Genomic DNA, 13,847 nt, shown 5'->3' with positions numbered 1-13,847 from the left:
TTACTCCTTGGCTGCCAGTTCGACATTGCGATTATCCCGATCGACCGGGCGTACCTGCTGGCCCTCGCGCAGAATCTGCACCCCGGCGGCGACCACCCAATCGGAAGCGGCCAGCCCCTCCAGCACCGGCACACGATCATCACCATAGGCGCCGACACGGACCGGACGGCGTTGCACGATGTGCTCCCTGGGATCGACTACCCAGACGAACGCTTGCCCCTGCTCGGCGCTGAGTGCCGACAGCGGCACCGCCAGCGGTACCTCGCCATTACTGGCGATGAATACCCGCGCGCTCTGCCCCAGTTCGGCCGGCACCTTGCCTTCGGTGAACGCGACACGGGCGGCGAAGGTGCGCGATTGTGGATCGGCCGCCGGCGCCATCTCGCGGATGCGCCCAGGGAAACGCTGATCAGGCTGCGACCACAGTTCGACCTCGACCACCTGACCCATCTCGAAACGACCGAAGCCCTGCTCCGGCAGGCTGATCGACACCTCGCGCTCACCATCGGCAGCCAGGGTGAACACCGTCTGCCCCGCCGCCACCACCTGCCCCACCTCGACCGCACGGCGGGCGATCACGCCGTCCTGCGAGGCCCGCAGCACGGCATAGTCGGTCTGAYTGCGGGCCACGTCGTACTCGGCCTTGACCTGTTTCAGACGCGCTGCGCCAGCACGGTACTGGTTCTCGACGTTGTCGAACTGCGAGCGGCTGACCAGGTTGCGCCCAAGCAACGCCTTGTAGCGCTCACGCTCGGCGCGCACGGTCTGCAGGTTGGCATCGGCTGCCGCCATCTGCGCGCGGATGGCTTCCAGTTGCAGGCGCACGTCCTGGGGGTCCAGTTCGGCCAGTGGCTGATCTTTCTTCACCCGGTCGCCGACATCCACCATGCGCTTGCTCACCTTGCCGGCGATACGGAAGGCCAGCTCAGGCTCGTAGCGTGCACGCACCTCGCCCGGATAGCTGTCGACCAGCGCGGTAGCCGGCTGCGGCTGCACCACCATGGCAGGACGGATCGGTTGCTCCACCTGCTCACCGTTACCGCAGGCAGACAGCATAAATACGAGACCCAAAGACGCAACAAGCGGGAGAACGTGGCGGGACATGTGTAAGACCTTTCGGAGAAGGTTTGGAATATTTGTACTGGCGGGTATAGTAAAAATAGCAAACTCGCCAGTCCAGTATTAAAATCCGCCAATGCCTGACAAGTTGTTACAACCTTCCGGCCCCGGCCGCCCGAAGGATCCCGCCAAACGTCGTGCCATCCTCGAGGCAGCCAAGAGTCTGTTCCTGCGCAACGGTTACGACGGCAGCAGCATGGACGCCATCGCCGCTGAAGCAGGCGTTTCCAAGCTCACGGTGTACAGCCACTTCACCGACAAGGAGACCCTGTTCTCTGCGGCGATCAAGGCCAAGTGCGAGGAGCAGCTTCCCGAACTGCTGTTCGAACTGCCGGATAACGTGCCGCTGGAAAGCCAGCTCCTGGAAATCGCGCGTGGTTTCCTGGCGCTGGTCAACAGTCGCGAATCGGTAGAAATGCACCGCATGATGGTGAACCTGGCCAGCCAGGGCTCGAAGCTGTCGCAGCTGTTCTACGAAGCCGGCCCGAAGCGGGTGCAGGAAGAGATGGAAGTGCTACTGCACAAGGCTGCCGAGCGCGGCCTGCTGAGCCTGGATAATCCGCATCTGGCCGCCGATCACTTCTTCAGCCTGCTCAAGGGCGGCGCGCATTTCCGCCTGCTGATCGGTTGTGGCGACCCCCTGGAGGGTGAAGCCGCCGAGCACCATGTGCAGGATGCGGTGCAGCTGTTTCTGCGCGCTTACCGGCCCTGAACCGGCGGCGCCTATGCGCCGGCTTCCAGCTTCTTCTTCGGGTAAATGTCATAACGGCTGGACTTGCCTTCCAGCACGTAGCCCGGCTTGCTACCTTCGATCGCCGGGGCCTTGCGCGGGCGCTTGACCACCACGCGATGAGTGGCCAGCGCCAGCGCCGCCTCGAGCAACGCCGGCGCATCCAGGTCATCGCCGACGAACGGGCGGAACAGGCGCATTTCCTTCTTAACCAGCGCACTCTTGTCGCGATGCGGGAACATCGGATCGAGGTAGATCACCTGCGGCGCCTCCCCCTGCCAGCGGCGCATCAGCTCGATGGCGTTACCGACAAGCAGATGCATGCGCGCCACGATGGGCGCCACGTCGAGGTTCAGCGCCGCACGCTGCAGACCGTCCTCCAGCAACGCCGCCACCAGCGGCTGACGCTCGATCAGGGTCATCTCGCAGCCCAGGCTGGCCAGCACAAACGAGTCGCGCCCCAGCCCCGCCGTCGCGTCGAGAATACGCGGACGAATACCCGACTGTACGCCCACCGCCTTGGCGATCATCTGCCCGCTGCCACCACCGAACTGGCGTCGATGCGCCGCTGCGCCCTCGACGAAATCCACCCGCACCGGGCCAGGCGCCTTGTCGCCCAGCTCCACCAGTTGCAGCCCGTCGTCTCCCAGCTGCAGAGCGAACTCGGTTTCCCCCTCTTGCGCCAAGCCCAGGCGCGACGCCCACCGGGCGGCTGCTTCAGCGTACTGGGGGTGCAGGGCTTGGATACGGATGCTGGCGTTGTGCCGCTCGTCGGTCATTGGCTCGTTCGCTCAAAAATCACTCAAAGCATCGACCACGCGGCCGATATCGAAGAAGCGGCATTCTGCCAGACCCGGCCGCCGACAGCCGCATCGAGAGTGAACATGTTCGACGCCCTCTCCGCACCACGCCCAAGCAGCAGCTCCGCCAGCCATCGTCGTCTCGATGAAGATCTCGACAGTGTGGCGCACGAATCCATCAACTATCAGATTCTGCGCCGCACCCTTGGGATAGACGAAGAGCAGAAACCTGGAGAAATTGCCCGCGAGCTGCAGCAGGCAACCGAGCCACCTGCCGTCTCCAGCAGTGCAGCCGCCGTCAGTCAGGCAGTGATCGATCAACGCGGTCTGGAGCTGAATGTCAGCGTGGGCCAGGCGCCCCAGCAGGTCGATCCGCTGGTACTGGATATGGCTGGCAATGGTTTTTCCACCAGCGGCCTGAGCCGCCCGGTGAGCTTCGACCTGGACGCCGATGGACGCATGGACTCGATCAGCGTACCCACCAATGACGATGCGCTGCTGGCGCTGGATCGCAATGGCAACGGGCGTATCGACGATGGCCGCGAACTGTTTGGCGATCAGCATGGCGCTGCTAATGGCTTCGCCGAACTGGCGCGCTTCGACGACAACGGCGACGGCCGTATCGATGCGGCCGACGCGGTATTCGAGCAGCTGCGCCTGCTGCGTTTCGATGCCCAGGGCCGCCAGCAGTTGCAGACACTCGGCGAAGCCGGCGTCAGCGCCATCGACCTGCGCGCCCGCGACGTCAGCATAGCCCTGGGCGCCTACGACCGGATCGCCCAGCTAGGCCGGTTCGAGTTCGCCGATGGTCGCAGCGGGCAGGCGGCCGATCTGCTGTTGGCCAAGCGCTAGGGATGGCGAAGCTTTTTCGTTGCCGTAGGGCGCCTCAGCGACACATCCGCCACATACCCATATCCACGTGAAAGTGATCGCGGTGGGCGGTGTTGTAGTCCGGCCCCAGCGTCAGGTTGAAACTGTCGCAGGCCGCTTCCTGCACCAGACGCAGAAAGCGCGCCTTGTCGCCCTGCCCCGGCCAGTCACGCAGCACGCTGATGTGCTGGCCGTCGCGCAGACGGAAGCCGACCATATCCAGCGCGTTGGCATAGGAATGCTGGCTGGGCCGCTGACTGCCGGCAATGCTGCGACAGGCGAAGCTGCCGACATGCTCGACGCGGGTCACCGGCTGGCCGAACACCGCCTGCGCAACCGGCTGCAGCCCATGTCGCTCGAACAGGGCGAAGCTCACCGCCAGCGGACAGGTGGCCATGAAGCTACTGCTCAGGCCAACGCTGGCACCCTGGATGCGCACGGCGTTCTCCACCGGGCAGCCCGGGTGTGGCGTGCTGTCGGCCAGACGGATGAAACGCAGCCCGGACGTCGCCAGCGCCAGGTCGCACAACTCGCGGTCCTCGCTCAAACGCCAGAGCTTGAAAGGGGTCAGCAGATTCGGCGCCTCTCGCACATCCAGCGGCGCCCAAGGGTTGAAACGCGGCGCTACATCCAGCCATCCACGCCACAGCGCCACCAGTAGCGCTGCGCCCAGCAGCAGGGAGAGCAACAGCAAGCGGCCGATTATCCGTATCAGCATATTCATCCTCCATCAGAGCAAGCCGAGCTGCTCCAGTTCCGGTTCCGTGTGCAATACCGGCAGTTCGGGCAAACCTGGCAGCCGCAACATCAGTTGTTCATGAAACCGCCGCGCCAGTTCCGGCGCCAGGCGGTTATCCGAGGTGTGCGCGAATACGTAGGGAGACAGCCCCTGCTCGATCCAACCGGCGACCTTGTCCAGCCAGGGCAACATGAAGGGGTCGTTGGCCAGTAACTCGGGATGGCCGATGAAGCGCAACTGCGGGCCCTGACTGAACGCAGTGGGCCGAGTCGGCAGGCGCGGCTTCTTCCCCTGCGCATGCAACACGGCGGGCTCCTGCGAATCGCAGCTGAACAGCGCACGCGAATCCAGACAGATACGTTCGATACCACGCTCGTGCAGCAGGCGATTGAGCACGCGCTCGGCATCGCCCTTGGCGAAGAATTCCGGGTGGCGCACTTCTATCGCCAGAGACCAGTCACCCCAATGCTCGATGAACGCCGCCAGCTCCGCCAACCGCGACGGTCCGAAGCTGGCCGGCAGCTGCAGCCAGTATGGCGCTACCCGTTCGCCGAGCGGCGCCAGCAACTGGCGAAACTGCATGACCCCATCCAGTTGCTGGCAGAGATCCTCGCTATGACTGATGTCTCGCGGCAACTTGGCGCAGAAGCGAAAGTGCGTCGGCATCGCCTGCACCCAGCGCGCCACCGTTTGCTCGCTGGGCCTGGCGTAGAAAGTGGTATTGCCTTCAACCGCGTTGAACACCTCGGTGTAGCGGCTGAGAAACTCGGCTGGCCGGGTATCCTGCGGATACAGCGTGGCTCGCCAGGCAGCTTCGCTCCAGGACGGACAACCAAGGTAATAGGGAAGCGCAGCGCTCATCGATCTGTTTAGCGGACCTGGCTGAGAGGGCGTGAAACGGGGTTACGCGTAGAGATCGAGCCCGAGCACTTCCTGCGCATCGTACTCACTGGCGTAAGCGGCGGTGGTGCTGTAGCTGGCCAGCGCCTGAGCAGCACGGTTGCTCAGCGCAGGCTGTTGATAACCGAGGTCCTGCGCACGGATGGGCAGGCTATCGGTGTTACTGCTGCTGGCCTGCACACGGCGAATCTGCGGCGTCTGCTCCAGACCCTGGCTGCTGGCCGGGGCAGCCGGCTGTTCGCGCTGAGCCTCGACCTCCCGCTGCGCCTCACGATAGGGCGTGACCGCGGTGCCCGAACGGGGGCCGCGATCTGGCGAGTAGGAAGGTAGGTAACCGTCGATCCGCATCTAGGACTGCTCGGTGGGCTCGGCTGAACAAGGGACAGTGCTGGCAATGTAGCGGCGGGCATCGTCCTTGGCAAATGCCAAGGGGATTCTGACGCCAGGCATCCGACCAGTTGTCATACCGGCGGCGCTTTCGGCGTGGCGACCTGGTCACGCAGGTACACCGGCTGCGCCTGATCAGCGGGCACCGCCTCGCCACGCGCCCAGGCAAAGCGGGCCAGGCTCAGCAGGTCTTCGGCATGTGGCAGCATGCTGCCATCCATGCTCGTTGGCGTGAGGGCAATACGCGCGGCGAAGGTGCCCCAACCGGTGCCGGCGCCGAACCACTCGCCCTCGCTGCCACGCGGCGCCTCGGCTTGCTCCGGCGGCAACACTGCCTCCTGACCGAGCAGACGCATCTCGCCAGCCTCGGCGCGGTAGCAGCCCCAATAGACTTCGTCCATGCGTGCATCGATGGCGGCTGCGACCTGGGTCGCGCCCTGCTCACGCAGCGCACGCTGAGCCAACACGGCGAGATTGGAGACCGGCAGCACCGGTCGATCCAGGGCAAAGGCCAACCCCTGCACCACGCCGATGGCGATGCGCACACCGGTGAATGCACCCGGGCCACGGCCGAAGGCGATGCCATCCAGCGCCGATGCGGCGATACCCGCCTCCCCCAGCAGTTGCTGAATCATCGGCAACAGGCGCTGCGCGTGCATGCGCGGGGCGACTTCGTAGTGGCTGAGCACGCGACCATCGTGCAGCAGCGCGACGGAGCAGGCTTCGGTAGCGGTATCGAGGGCCAGGAGAGTGGTCATTGCATTCGGACAGCTGAAGAAAAAGAGCCGGCATTAGACCGGCTCGACAACATTTTTTCCAGCGCCATGACGGCGCCTGACTTGCGCAGAGCGACCGACGGAGATCAGCGCCGCCTTACCAGGGCTCGACCACCGGCTCGGCATCCCAGCCTTTGAGCGGCGCCTTGGACCAGGTGCCGTAGCCGGCATTGGGGAACACGATCCACTCGACGCCCCACTTGTCCGACTCTTCGGCAACGGTGTTGCGCTGTGCGTCGAGCGGTGTCTTGCGGAAGCGTGCGTCGAAATCATGCAGCGTGTCACCCAGCAGCAGGATGATCTGATGATCGGCGCTGACGATGGCGCGGCGCTCGACCTTGGGCGGCCCGAGCAGCAGCACGCTCTTCTCCGACACCTGCGGCAGGCCCAGCTTGTTCAGGGTGGCCAGGGTGTATTTCTTCTGCTCGTCGGCGCGATCGGAGATGTAGCGAATGGTCACGCCGAGCTTGTCGGCATGCTCGAGGAATTTCTTCGCACCTGGGATCAGCACGGGTGTGCCGTCACGCTCCCACGGCAGCCAGGTGTCCCAGGCGTCGTACTGGTGACAGTTGGCCAGATCGCGCGCCAGCAGCGCGCTGTTGTCGATCACGGTTTCATCGAGGTCGCTGACGATGGCCAGCTTCGATGGATCTTTCGCCGCCGCCACGGCCTTGTCGAGTTTCTCCGTGGCGATGTTATAGGCCTGCAACTGCAGCGCCTGGATTTCCGCAGACTGCTGCTGAAAGCGCAAGCCCATGGTGAATTCGGCGACGGAACAATTCGTCGCGGTGTCGGCAAATGCCGGCTCAGTGGCCAGCAGCGATACCGCAAGGCCCAGCCAGATGCGTTTCTCGGTCATTGAATGCCCTCTTCCTTATAGGTTATCGACACGCCCCGACGCAGGCCGGAGGCTTGCATCCTCGATACTAGTCGGCACGCATTGCGCAGCCATGCTTGAGAACGACCAGAACGTATCCAGGTTCCATAAACGAGCAAGGCCCCTTGCGGGGCCTTGTCATGATGACAGCTGACGATCTGAACTCAGTTCAGAGCCGCCAAGGTCTTCGCGGTGATCTCTTCAACGCTGCCGACACCCGGAATATGGCTGTATTTCGGGGTACCGGATGCAGCGGAGAGCTTCTGATAGAAGTCCACCAGCGGCTTGGTCTGCGAGTGGTAGACGGACAGGCGATGACGCACGGTTTCTTCCTTGTCGTCTTCGCGCTGAACCAGCTCTTCACCGCTGATGTCGTCCTTGCCGGCAACCTTCGGCGGGTTGTACTCGGTATGGTAGACGCGGCCGGAAGCAGGGTGAACACGGCGGCCGGACAGACGCTTGACGATCTCCTCGTCCTCCACGGCGATTTCAACCACGTGATCCAGAGCGACGCCAGCATCACGCAGCGCTTCGGCTTGCGGAATGGTGCGCGGGAAGCCGTCGAACAGGAAGCCATTGGCACAATCGGCCTGAGCGATACGCTCCTTGACCAGATTGATGATCAGGTCGTCGGAGACCAGACCACCGGAGTCCATCACGCTCTTGGCCTTCAGACCAAGCTCGGTGCCGGCCTTGACCGCAGCACGCAGCATGTCGCCAGTGGAGATTTGCGGAATGCCGAATTTCTCGGTGATGTAGCGAGCCTGGGTACCTTTGCCGGCACCGGGCGCCCCCAGCAGAATCACGCGCATCGATGTGCTCCTCAAGAGTTATGTAGTAATCGGTCGGACTCGCCTCGTGGGGCCAATCTCTTGAATGTAGTGCGGCAGCCGTAGCGGCCAAAAGGCTGCTCAAGATACACAGCGCACCCCAGGCGCACAAGCCGCCAAAAGTCGGATAAAAACCCTCCTCCCGGCGGCCTGGACCTGCTTCGCGGCGCAGGTCAGGCAGTTGTCCACCAGTGCCCGCTGCCCTTCACCCCGTGTTGCGCAAGCCCGCTGCAATACCGGCAACGCTGACCAGCAAGGCCTGTTCGAGAGGGCTCTCCGGCGCCTGTTCACGTTGCCGGCAGCGCGCCAGCAGCTCGGCCTGCAACAGGTGCAGCGGGTCTAGGTAGGTGTTGCGCACGCTGATCGATTCCAGGGTTTCCGGGTTGTGCGCGAGCAAACGCGACTGACCGGTCAGTTCCAGCACGGCAGCACACGCCTGCGACAATAGGTCGCGTAACTGCGCCCCCAGCGCCTGCAGCGCCGGTTCGACCAGACGCTCGTCATAGAGGGCGGCAATACTGGCGTCTGCCTTGGTCAGAACCATCTCCAGCATGTCGATGCGCGTACGGAAGAACGGCCATTGCTCGCGCATGCTTTTCAGTAGCTCAGCATCACCGCCTTTCAGGGCTTGCCCCAATGCCTGCTCCCAGCCGAGCCAAGCCGGCAGCATCAGACGCGTCTGTGTCCAGGCGAAGATCCACGGGATCGCCCGCAAGCTCTCAACGCCGCCTTCGCGCCGCTTGGCCGGACGACTGCCCAGCGGCAAGCGCCCGAGCTCCTGCTCCGGCGTGGCCTGGCGGAAATATTCGACGAACTGTGGATGCTCACGCACCACACCGCGATAGGCCTTCACCCCGACATCGGCAAGGCAATCCATCATCGCCCGCCAGCTCGGTTCCGGCGCCGGTGGCGGCAGCAACGTGGCCTCCAGCACTGCTGCGAGATAGAGATTGAGGTTCTGCTCGGCGATATCCGGGAGACCGAACTTGAAGCGGATCATTTCCCCCTGCTCGGTGGTGCGGAAACGCCCCGCCACCGAGCCGGGCGGTTGCGACAGGATGGCCGCGTGAGCAGGGCCACCACCACGGCCAACGGTGCCACCGCGACCGTGGAACAGCAGCAGTTCGACCTGATGCTCGCGACATAGACGCACCAATTCCTCCTGGGCACGGTACTGCGCCCAGGCTGCGGCGGTTGTACCGGCGTCCTTGGCCGAATCGGAATAACCGATCATCACTTCCTGCGGGCCATGCAGGCGCGCGCGATAGCCGGGCAACCCCAGCAGGCGGTCGATCACCGGCCCGGCATGATCCAGATCGGTCAGGGTTTCGAAAAGTGGCACCACCCGTATCGGTCGGCGCAACCCGGCCTCTTTCAGCAGCAGTTGCACGGCCAGCACGTCGGAGGCGGCACCGGCCATGGAAATCACGTAGGAGCCCAGCGATGCGGCAGGAGCTGCGGCCACCTCACGGCAAGTCGCCAGCACTTCGGCAGTATCGGCCGAAGGGCGATAGTCGCTTGGCAGCAGTGGCCGGCGGTTTTCCAGCTCGCGCTGGAGGAAGCTCAGGCGCGTCTCCTCGTCCCATTCGGCGTAGCGACCGAGACCCAGGTAATCGGTGATTTCCGACATCGCCGCAGCGTGCCTGGCGGAATCCTGGCGAACATCGAGGCGGACTAGGAACAGGCCGAAAGTGGCTGCTCGACGCAGGCAATCGAGCAGCGGGCCATCGGCGATAACGCCCATACCGCAGGCATGCAGCGACTGGTAGCAGAGCTGCAGCGGCGCCAGCAGATCATGGTTATCACGTAACACTGCAGCACTGGGAGCCACCTCGGCAGTGAGCGCCTGCTGCGCCCAGCTGCGCGTTTCGCGCAGACGCTCACGAAGCTGCTTGAGCAATGCGCGGTAGGGTTCGGCACTGTCGCCTACCTGCGCGCGCAGTTCGTCACTGGCCTGCTGCATGGACAGCTCCGCAGCCAGATTGTCGACGTCGCGCAGGTAGAGATCGGCGGCCATCCAGCGCGCCAGCAACAACACCTCACGGGTCACGCGCGCCGTGACATTGGGGTTGCCGTCACGGTCGCCGCCCATCCACGAGGCGAAACGAATCGGCGCAGCCTCCAGCGGCAGACGCAGGCCGGTAGCGGCCTGCAGGCTCTGATCAGCGCGGCGCAGGAACTGCGGCACCGCCTGCCATAACGAATGTTCGATGACGGCGAAGCCCCACTTGGCTTCGTCCACCGGGCTGGGCCGGCTACGACGGATTTCTTCGGTGTGCCAGGCCTCGGCGATCAGCCGCTGCAGGCGCTGGGCAATACGTTCACGTTCTGTTGGCAACAGATCGCTGTGATCCAGTGCCGTCAGTTGCGCGGCGATGGCATCGTATTTCTGGATCAGCGTACGCCGCGCCACTTCGGTGGGGTGCGCTGTCAGTACCAGTTCGATGTCCAGGCGACCCAGCTGACGCGCCAGCTCATCGCTGCCCTGCCCGGCGGCGAGCAGGCGTTCGAGCAGTTCGTCGAGCACGCGCAATTCGAACGGCTCCGGCTCACCCGCACGGCGGCGACGCACGCGATGCTGCTGCTCGGCAATGTTGGCCAGGTTGAGAAACTGATTGAAGGCCCGTGCCACTGGTAACAGTTCGTCGTCACCCAGATCGCCCAGAGTGCTGGTCAACTGCTCGGCACCCGCCGCAGAGCCACGACGACCGGCTTTGGCCGACTTGCGTATGCGTTCGATCTTGTCGAGAAACTCGTCGCCTAGCTGAGTGCTGATGGTGTGCCCGAGCAGCTCGCCGAGCAGGTGCACCTCTTCACGCAGGCGCGCATCGATTTCCGCCATGTCGCACTCCTTATCCTGTTCAGTGTCAACAGAGTGCACAGCACGCCAACTTCTTACAAGGGTGCGACGCGTACCCAGGCAGGCACGCGTGCTGGGACTAGGCTTACTGACAGGCGTAGTGGATGCGCTAGCCGGCATCAGCCGCGCCACCCGTGAGGAGAGACGACATGAGAATTCGCGAACTGGCAAAACACTGGGAACAGAATGCCAAGGGGCACCTGACCCCGACCCGTTATCACATTCATCTGGATGTCGAGTCAGCCGCTCGCCTGGCGGCGCTCACCGAGATGTACCCCAAGCATCACAGCGAGGAACTGCTCGGCGAACTGATCGGCGCAGCGCTCGAGGAACTCGAGGCCAGCCTGCCCTACGTGCGCGGCAACAAGGTGGTGGCACTGGACGAACAAGGTGACCCGCTGTACGAGGACATAGGGCCCACACCGCGCTTTCTGGCGCTGTCGCGCAAATACCTGCGTGAGCTCAGTGAAACGGGCAAAGGTACGAGCCACTGATGCTAGGAAGGCGCTCATTCGTTCGATATATCGTTCAACACCGCTTGTTTAGAGTCTGAACGCCGAATGCCCGAGTTGTTTTACGCAACAGCGGCAGCGACCCTGGACGTTTCAGGGGCGCCTTTGTAATGCCCCCCAGCAACCTGCCAAAAACTCAAAACCCAGTATCCACAAGGGCTTGAGGTTTATCGACGAATCTCACCGCCCGCTTCAAGGACTGCCAGAGCAGTATTACCTGACTGACCAGTCATCCAGAAAATCATGAGCTAACTGTCTTTTTTTCTGAACCATTCGAAAAACGTGTGGGTCCCAAGTGCAGGCCATCGTGGCATGCCAATGTCGCCAACACCCTTGGTAGACGAGCTACACGATGGGCCAATTGCCACGGATATCGTCGTTCATAGGAGTGTTTCAAATGGAGTTAGCCGCCATGAAGACCCATACCGAGAAAGCCCCGCGCAGCCGCCTGCACGGGATCAAACTGGCTGCCCTGGCACTGGGTAGCAGCCTGGTACTGGCTGGCTGTGCGGGTAACCCGCCCAGCGAGCAATACGCCGTGACGCAGTCTGCCGTGAACTCGGCGATCAGCGCCGGCGGTACCGAGTTTGCCGCCGTGGAAATGAAGTCCGCGCAGGACAAGCTCAAAGAGGCAGAGCTGGCCATGCACGAAAAAGAGTATGAGAAGGCCCGTCGCCTGGCTGAGCAGGCCGAGTGGGATGCCCGACTCGCCGAGCGCAAGGCCCAGGCCGCCAAAGCCGAGCAGGCACTGCAAGACGCCCGTCAGGGTGTTCAGGAACTGCGTGAGGAAGGCATGCGTAACGCTCAGTGAGCGCCATGCACCCCACCCATTCGCTGACAGATCAAAGGATGAACGCCATGCGTAAACACGTGATGATCCCCGCCCTTCTGGCTCTGAGCGTCGGCCTGGCCGCCTGCTCGCACCAGCCCAATGCCAACCTGGAGTCGGCGCGTAGCAACTTCTCCTCCCTGCAGAGTGATCCGCAGGCGAGCAAGGTCGCAGCGCTGGAAACCAAGGAAGCCCAGGAATGGCTGAACAAGGCCGACAAGGCCTACATGGAAAAGGAAGACGAGAAGAAGGTCGACCAACTGGCCTACCTGACCAATAAGCGCGTCGAGGTGGCCAAGCAGACTATCGTGCTGCGCAATGCCGAAGCCGAGCTGAAGAATTCCTCGGCGCAGCGCGCCCAGGCCCTGCTCGATGCTCGCGATGCGCAGATCCGCAAGCTGCAGAACAGCCTCAACGCCAAGCAGACCGAACGCGGCACGCTGGTGACCTTCGGTGACGTCCTGTTCGACTTCAACAAGGCCGAACTCAAGAGCAGCGCACTGCCCAACGTCACCCAACTGGCGCGCTTTCTCCAGGAAAACCCGGAGCGTCAGGTGATCGTCGAGGGTTATACCGACAGTGTCGGCTCGGCCAGCTACAACCAGGGCCTGTCCGAGCGCCGCGCCGAGTCCGTACGCCGCGCCCTGGTACGCGCTGGCGTGGCGCCGACGCGCATCGTCGCCCAGGGGTATGGCAAGGAGTATCCGGTCGCGGACAACTCCAGCGACTCCGGTCGCGCGCAGAACCGTCGCGTGGAGGTGACCATCTCCAACGACAACCAGCCGGTCGCTCCGCGTTCGGCTACCGGCGCCTGATAGCCAGCCGGAACGAAGAAACCCGCCTGATGGCGGGTTTCTTTTTGGTACATCGCATTTTCGCGGGGAGAATACGCTTGACACCGAACTGGCAATTACGTGTGGGCTTTCGATGACTTGGCACTCTCCATTCACACGCCGCCTGGCCTGATGGGTTTCGCCCCTCACGGGCGAGCAACCGTGTTCAGCGTCAAGCCACTTGAGGCCTGAAATGAGCCTGATCACGGAGCATCGCATTGAGGATGGTAAGCAATTTCCGCATGCAGGCGACGACCGCTACTTTGCCTGGTTTCCCCTGCTCCTTAAGTCGCCGGTAGAAGCTGTACACGACCTCGTTGTGGCTGCGAATGGCCGACAGCGTAGCCATGTAGAGCACCTTCCTGACTTCGGATCGTCCACCCCAGACTCGCCGGGTACCTCGGTAGTAGCCGCTGTCCTCTGGCAGTAGAGCTAGTAACGTGATTCGACAAACGGGCCCGATACCTTTCACTTCAGCCAGCAAGTCATCCTTGGCCCGCCAGATCTCTGACTTTTGAATGGCGTCATTTAGCCCTGCATCGTTGGCTCTGAGGCGCTTCTCCAGCCACTGGATGTGCAGCTTGATGTCGCGTCGCAGGGCCTTGCCCACCGCCTGCTGCAAGCGCAGCTTTTCGGCGACCATCATGTCGACCAGTTGTCGCCGACGCCCAACCAGATCCGCCAGTTCGAGCGCCTGCTCATCGGGTAACGGGCGGATGGCGGGACGGATGGCAATGCCGAATGCGGCGAGAACCCGAGCATCCAACGCGTCGGTCTTGGCCAGT

General features: G+C 63.3%; 15 protein-coding genes. 5 read left to right on the top strand and 10 right to left on the bottom strand.

Annotation, left to right across the window (positions count from 1 at the left end; all coding sequences use genetic code 11):
- The gene (locus tag INS93_RS14045) at positions 1 to 1,104 is read right to left on the bottom strand and encodes an efflux RND transporter periplasmic adaptor subunit (protein ID WP_192982996.1); all 1,104 of its coding nucleotides are present in this window, start codon (positions 1,102 to 1,104) and stop codon (positions 1 to 3) included.
- A gap of 91 nt (positions 1,105 to 1,195) precedes the next feature.
- Between INS93_RS14045 and INS93_RS14040 the strand changes: the two genes are divergently transcribed.
- On the top strand, positions 1,196 to 1,831 hold the full coding sequence (locus INS93_RS14040) for a TetR/AcrR family transcriptional regulator (RefSeq protein WP_192982993.1): 636 nt from the start codon (positions 1,196 to 1,198) through the stop codon (positions 1,829 to 1,831).
- Positions 1,832 to 1,842: 11 nt separating this feature from the next.
- Here the strand turns inward: INS93_RS14040 and INS93_RS14035 are convergent, their stop codons facing one another.
- On the bottom strand, positions 1,843 to 2,628 hold the full coding sequence (locus INS93_RS14035) for a class I SAM-dependent methyltransferase (protein ID WP_192982990.1): 786 nt from the start codon (positions 2,626 to 2,628) through the stop codon (positions 1,843 to 1,845).
- Between the two features lie 105 nt (positions 2,629 to 2,733).
- On the opposite strand from INS93_RS14035, the gene INS93_RS14030 reads away from it, so the two are divergent.
- Entirely contained in the window at positions 2,734 to 3,501 is a 768-nt protein-coding gene (locus tag INS93_RS14030; RefSeq protein ID WP_226945531.1) for a hypothetical protein, read from the top strand.
- 34 nt (positions 3,502 to 3,535) lie between these two features.
- Here the strand turns inward: INS93_RS14030 and INS93_RS14025 are convergent, their stop codons facing one another.
- The 7 genes from INS93_RS14025 to ppc all read right to left on the bottom strand — a co-directional run bounded on the left by INS93_RS14025 (position 3,536) and on the right by ppc (position 10,870).
- On the bottom strand, positions 3,536 to 4,237 hold the full coding sequence (locus INS93_RS14025; protein ID WP_192982988.1) for an extensin family protein: 702 nt from the start codon (positions 4,235 to 4,237) through the stop codon (positions 3,536 to 3,538).
- A 12-nt stretch (positions 4,238 to 4,249) separates the two neighbouring features.
- Complete coding sequence (locus tag INS93_RS14020; RefSeq protein ID WP_192982985.1) at positions 4,250 to 5,119, bottom strand: DUF72 domain-containing protein; 870 nt, start codon at positions 5,117 to 5,119, stop codon at positions 4,250 to 4,252.
- A gap of 42 nt (positions 5,120 to 5,161) precedes the next feature.
- Positions 5,162 to 5,506: a hypothetical protein gene (locus tag INS93_RS14015; protein ID WP_192982982.1), complete on the bottom strand. Its 345-nt coding sequence runs from the start codon at positions 5,504 to 5,506 to the stop codon at positions 5,162 to 5,164.
- Between the two features lie 113 nt (positions 5,507 to 5,619).
- Complete coding sequence (gene tsaB, locus INS93_RS14010; protein ID WP_192982980.1) at positions 5,620 to 6,303, bottom strand: tRNA (adenosine(37)-N6)-threonylcarbamoyltransferase complex dimerization subunit type 1 TsaB; 684 nt, start codon at positions 6,301 to 6,303, stop codon at positions 5,620 to 5,622.
- 115 nt (positions 6,304 to 6,418) lie between these two features.
- Positions 6,419 to 7,180 carry a 5'-nucleotidase, lipoprotein e(P4) family gene (locus tag INS93_RS14005; protein ID WP_192982977.1) on the bottom strand — a complete coding sequence of 254 codons (762 nt, stop codon included), beginning with the start codon at positions 7,178 to 7,180 and terminating at the stop codon, positions 6,419 to 6,421.
- Between the two features lie 182 nt (positions 7,181 to 7,362).
- Positions 7,363 to 8,010, bottom strand: coding sequence for an adenylate kinase (gene adk, locus INS93_RS14000; protein WP_192982975.1), 648 nt, complete (start codon positions 8,008 to 8,010; stop codon positions 7,363 to 7,365).
- A gap of 223 nt (positions 8,011 to 8,233) precedes the next feature.
- Positions 8,234 to 10,870 carry a phosphoenolpyruvate carboxylase gene (ppc, locus tag INS93_RS13995; protein WP_192982971.1) on the bottom strand — a complete coding sequence of 879 codons (2,637 nt, stop codon included), beginning with the start codon at positions 10,868 to 10,870 and terminating at the stop codon, positions 8,234 to 8,236.
- 167 nt (positions 10,871 to 11,037) lie between these two features.
- Between ppc and INS93_RS13990 the strand changes: the two genes are divergently transcribed.
- The 3 genes from INS93_RS13990 (at position 11,038) to INS93_RS13980 (ending at position 13,044) form a co-directional block, all read left to right on the top strand.
- Positions 11,038 to 11,382, top strand: coding sequence for a pilin assembly protein (locus tag INS93_RS13990; RefSeq protein ID WP_192982968.1), 345 nt, complete (start codon positions 11,038 to 11,040; stop codon positions 11,380 to 11,382).
- A gap of 415 nt (positions 11,383 to 11,797) precedes the next feature.
- On the top strand, positions 11,798 to 12,211 hold the full coding sequence (locus tag INS93_RS13985; RefSeq protein WP_031306771.1) for a DUF4398 domain-containing protein: 414 nt from the start codon (positions 11,798 to 11,800) through the stop codon (positions 12,209 to 12,211).
- Between the two features lie 47 nt (positions 12,212 to 12,258).
- Positions 12,259 to 13,044, top strand: a complete 786-nt coding sequence (locus tag INS93_RS13980) for an OmpA family protein (RefSeq protein WP_192982966.1) — start codon at positions 12,259 to 12,261, stop codon at positions 13,042 to 13,044.
- Positions 13,045 to 13,234: 190 nt separating this feature from the next.
- Here INS93_RS13980 and INS93_RS13975 read toward each other — a convergent pair.
- On the bottom strand, positions 13,235 to 13,847 hold a 613-nt coding region (locus tag INS93_RS13975; RefSeq protein ID WP_192982964.1), incomplete at its 5' end, for an IS110 family transposase.

It is taken from the genome of Pseudomonas sp. EggHat1, from assembly GCF_014892995.1.
In the GTDB taxonomy this organism is placed as follows: Bacteria; Pseudomonadota; Gammaproteobacteria; order Pseudomonadales; family Pseudomonadaceae; genus Aquipseudomonas; species Aquipseudomonas chaetocerotis.
This window is presented reverse-complemented; position numbering and strand designations above follow the sequence as displayed.

Bases quoted from the DNA above. Each gene is read 5' to 3' on its own strand.
- INS93_RS14040 (WP_192982993.1), top strand. From the start codon at position 1,196: ATGCCTGACAAGTTGTTACAACCTTCCGGCCCCGGCCGCCCGAAGGAT.
- INS93_RS14035 (WP_192982990.1), bottom strand. From the start codon at position 2,628: ATGACCGACGAGCGGCACAACGCCAGCATCCGTATCCAAGCCCTGCAC.
- INS93_RS14030 (WP_226945531.1), top strand. From the start codon at position 2,734: ATGTTCGACGCCCTCTCCGCACCACGCCCAAGCAGCAGCTCCGCCAGC.
- INS93_RS14025 (WP_192982988.1), bottom strand. From the start codon at position 4,237: ATGCTGATACGGATAATCGGCCGCTTGCTGTTGCTCTCCCTGCTGCTG.
- INS93_RS14020 (WP_192982985.1), bottom strand. From the start codon at position 5,119: ATGAGCGCTGCGCTTCCCTATTACCTTGGTTGTCCGTCCTGGAGCGAA.
- INS93_RS14015 (WP_192982982.1), bottom strand. From the start codon at position 5,506: ATGCGGATCGACGGTTACCTACCTTCCTACTCGCCAGATCGCGGCCCC.
- tsaB (WP_192982980.1), bottom strand. From the start codon at position 6,303: ATGACCACTCTCCTGGCCCTCGATACCGCTACCGAAGCCTGCTCCGTC.
- INS93_RS14005 (WP_192982977.1), bottom strand. From the start codon at position 7,180: ATGACCGAGAAACGCATCTGGCTGGGCCTTGCGGTATCGCTGCTGGCC.
- adk (WP_192982975.1), bottom strand. From the start codon at position 8,010: ATGCGCGTGATTCTGCTGGGGGCGCCCGGTGCCGGCAAAGGTACCCAG.
- ppc (WP_192982971.1), bottom strand. From the start codon at position 10,870: ATGGCGGAAATCGATGCGCGCCTGCGTGAAGAGGTGCACCTGCTCGGC.
- INS93_RS13990 (WP_192982968.1), top strand. From the start codon at position 11,038: ATGAGAATTCGCGAACTGGCAAAACACTGGGAACAGAATGCCAAGGGG.
- INS93_RS13985 (WP_031306771.1), top strand. From the start codon at position 11,798: ATGGAGTTAGCCGCCATGAAGACCCATACCGAGAAAGCCCCGCGCAGC.
- INS93_RS13980 (WP_192982966.1), top strand. From the start codon at position 12,259: ATGCGTAAACACGTGATGATCCCCGCCCTTCTGGCTCTGAGCGTCGGC.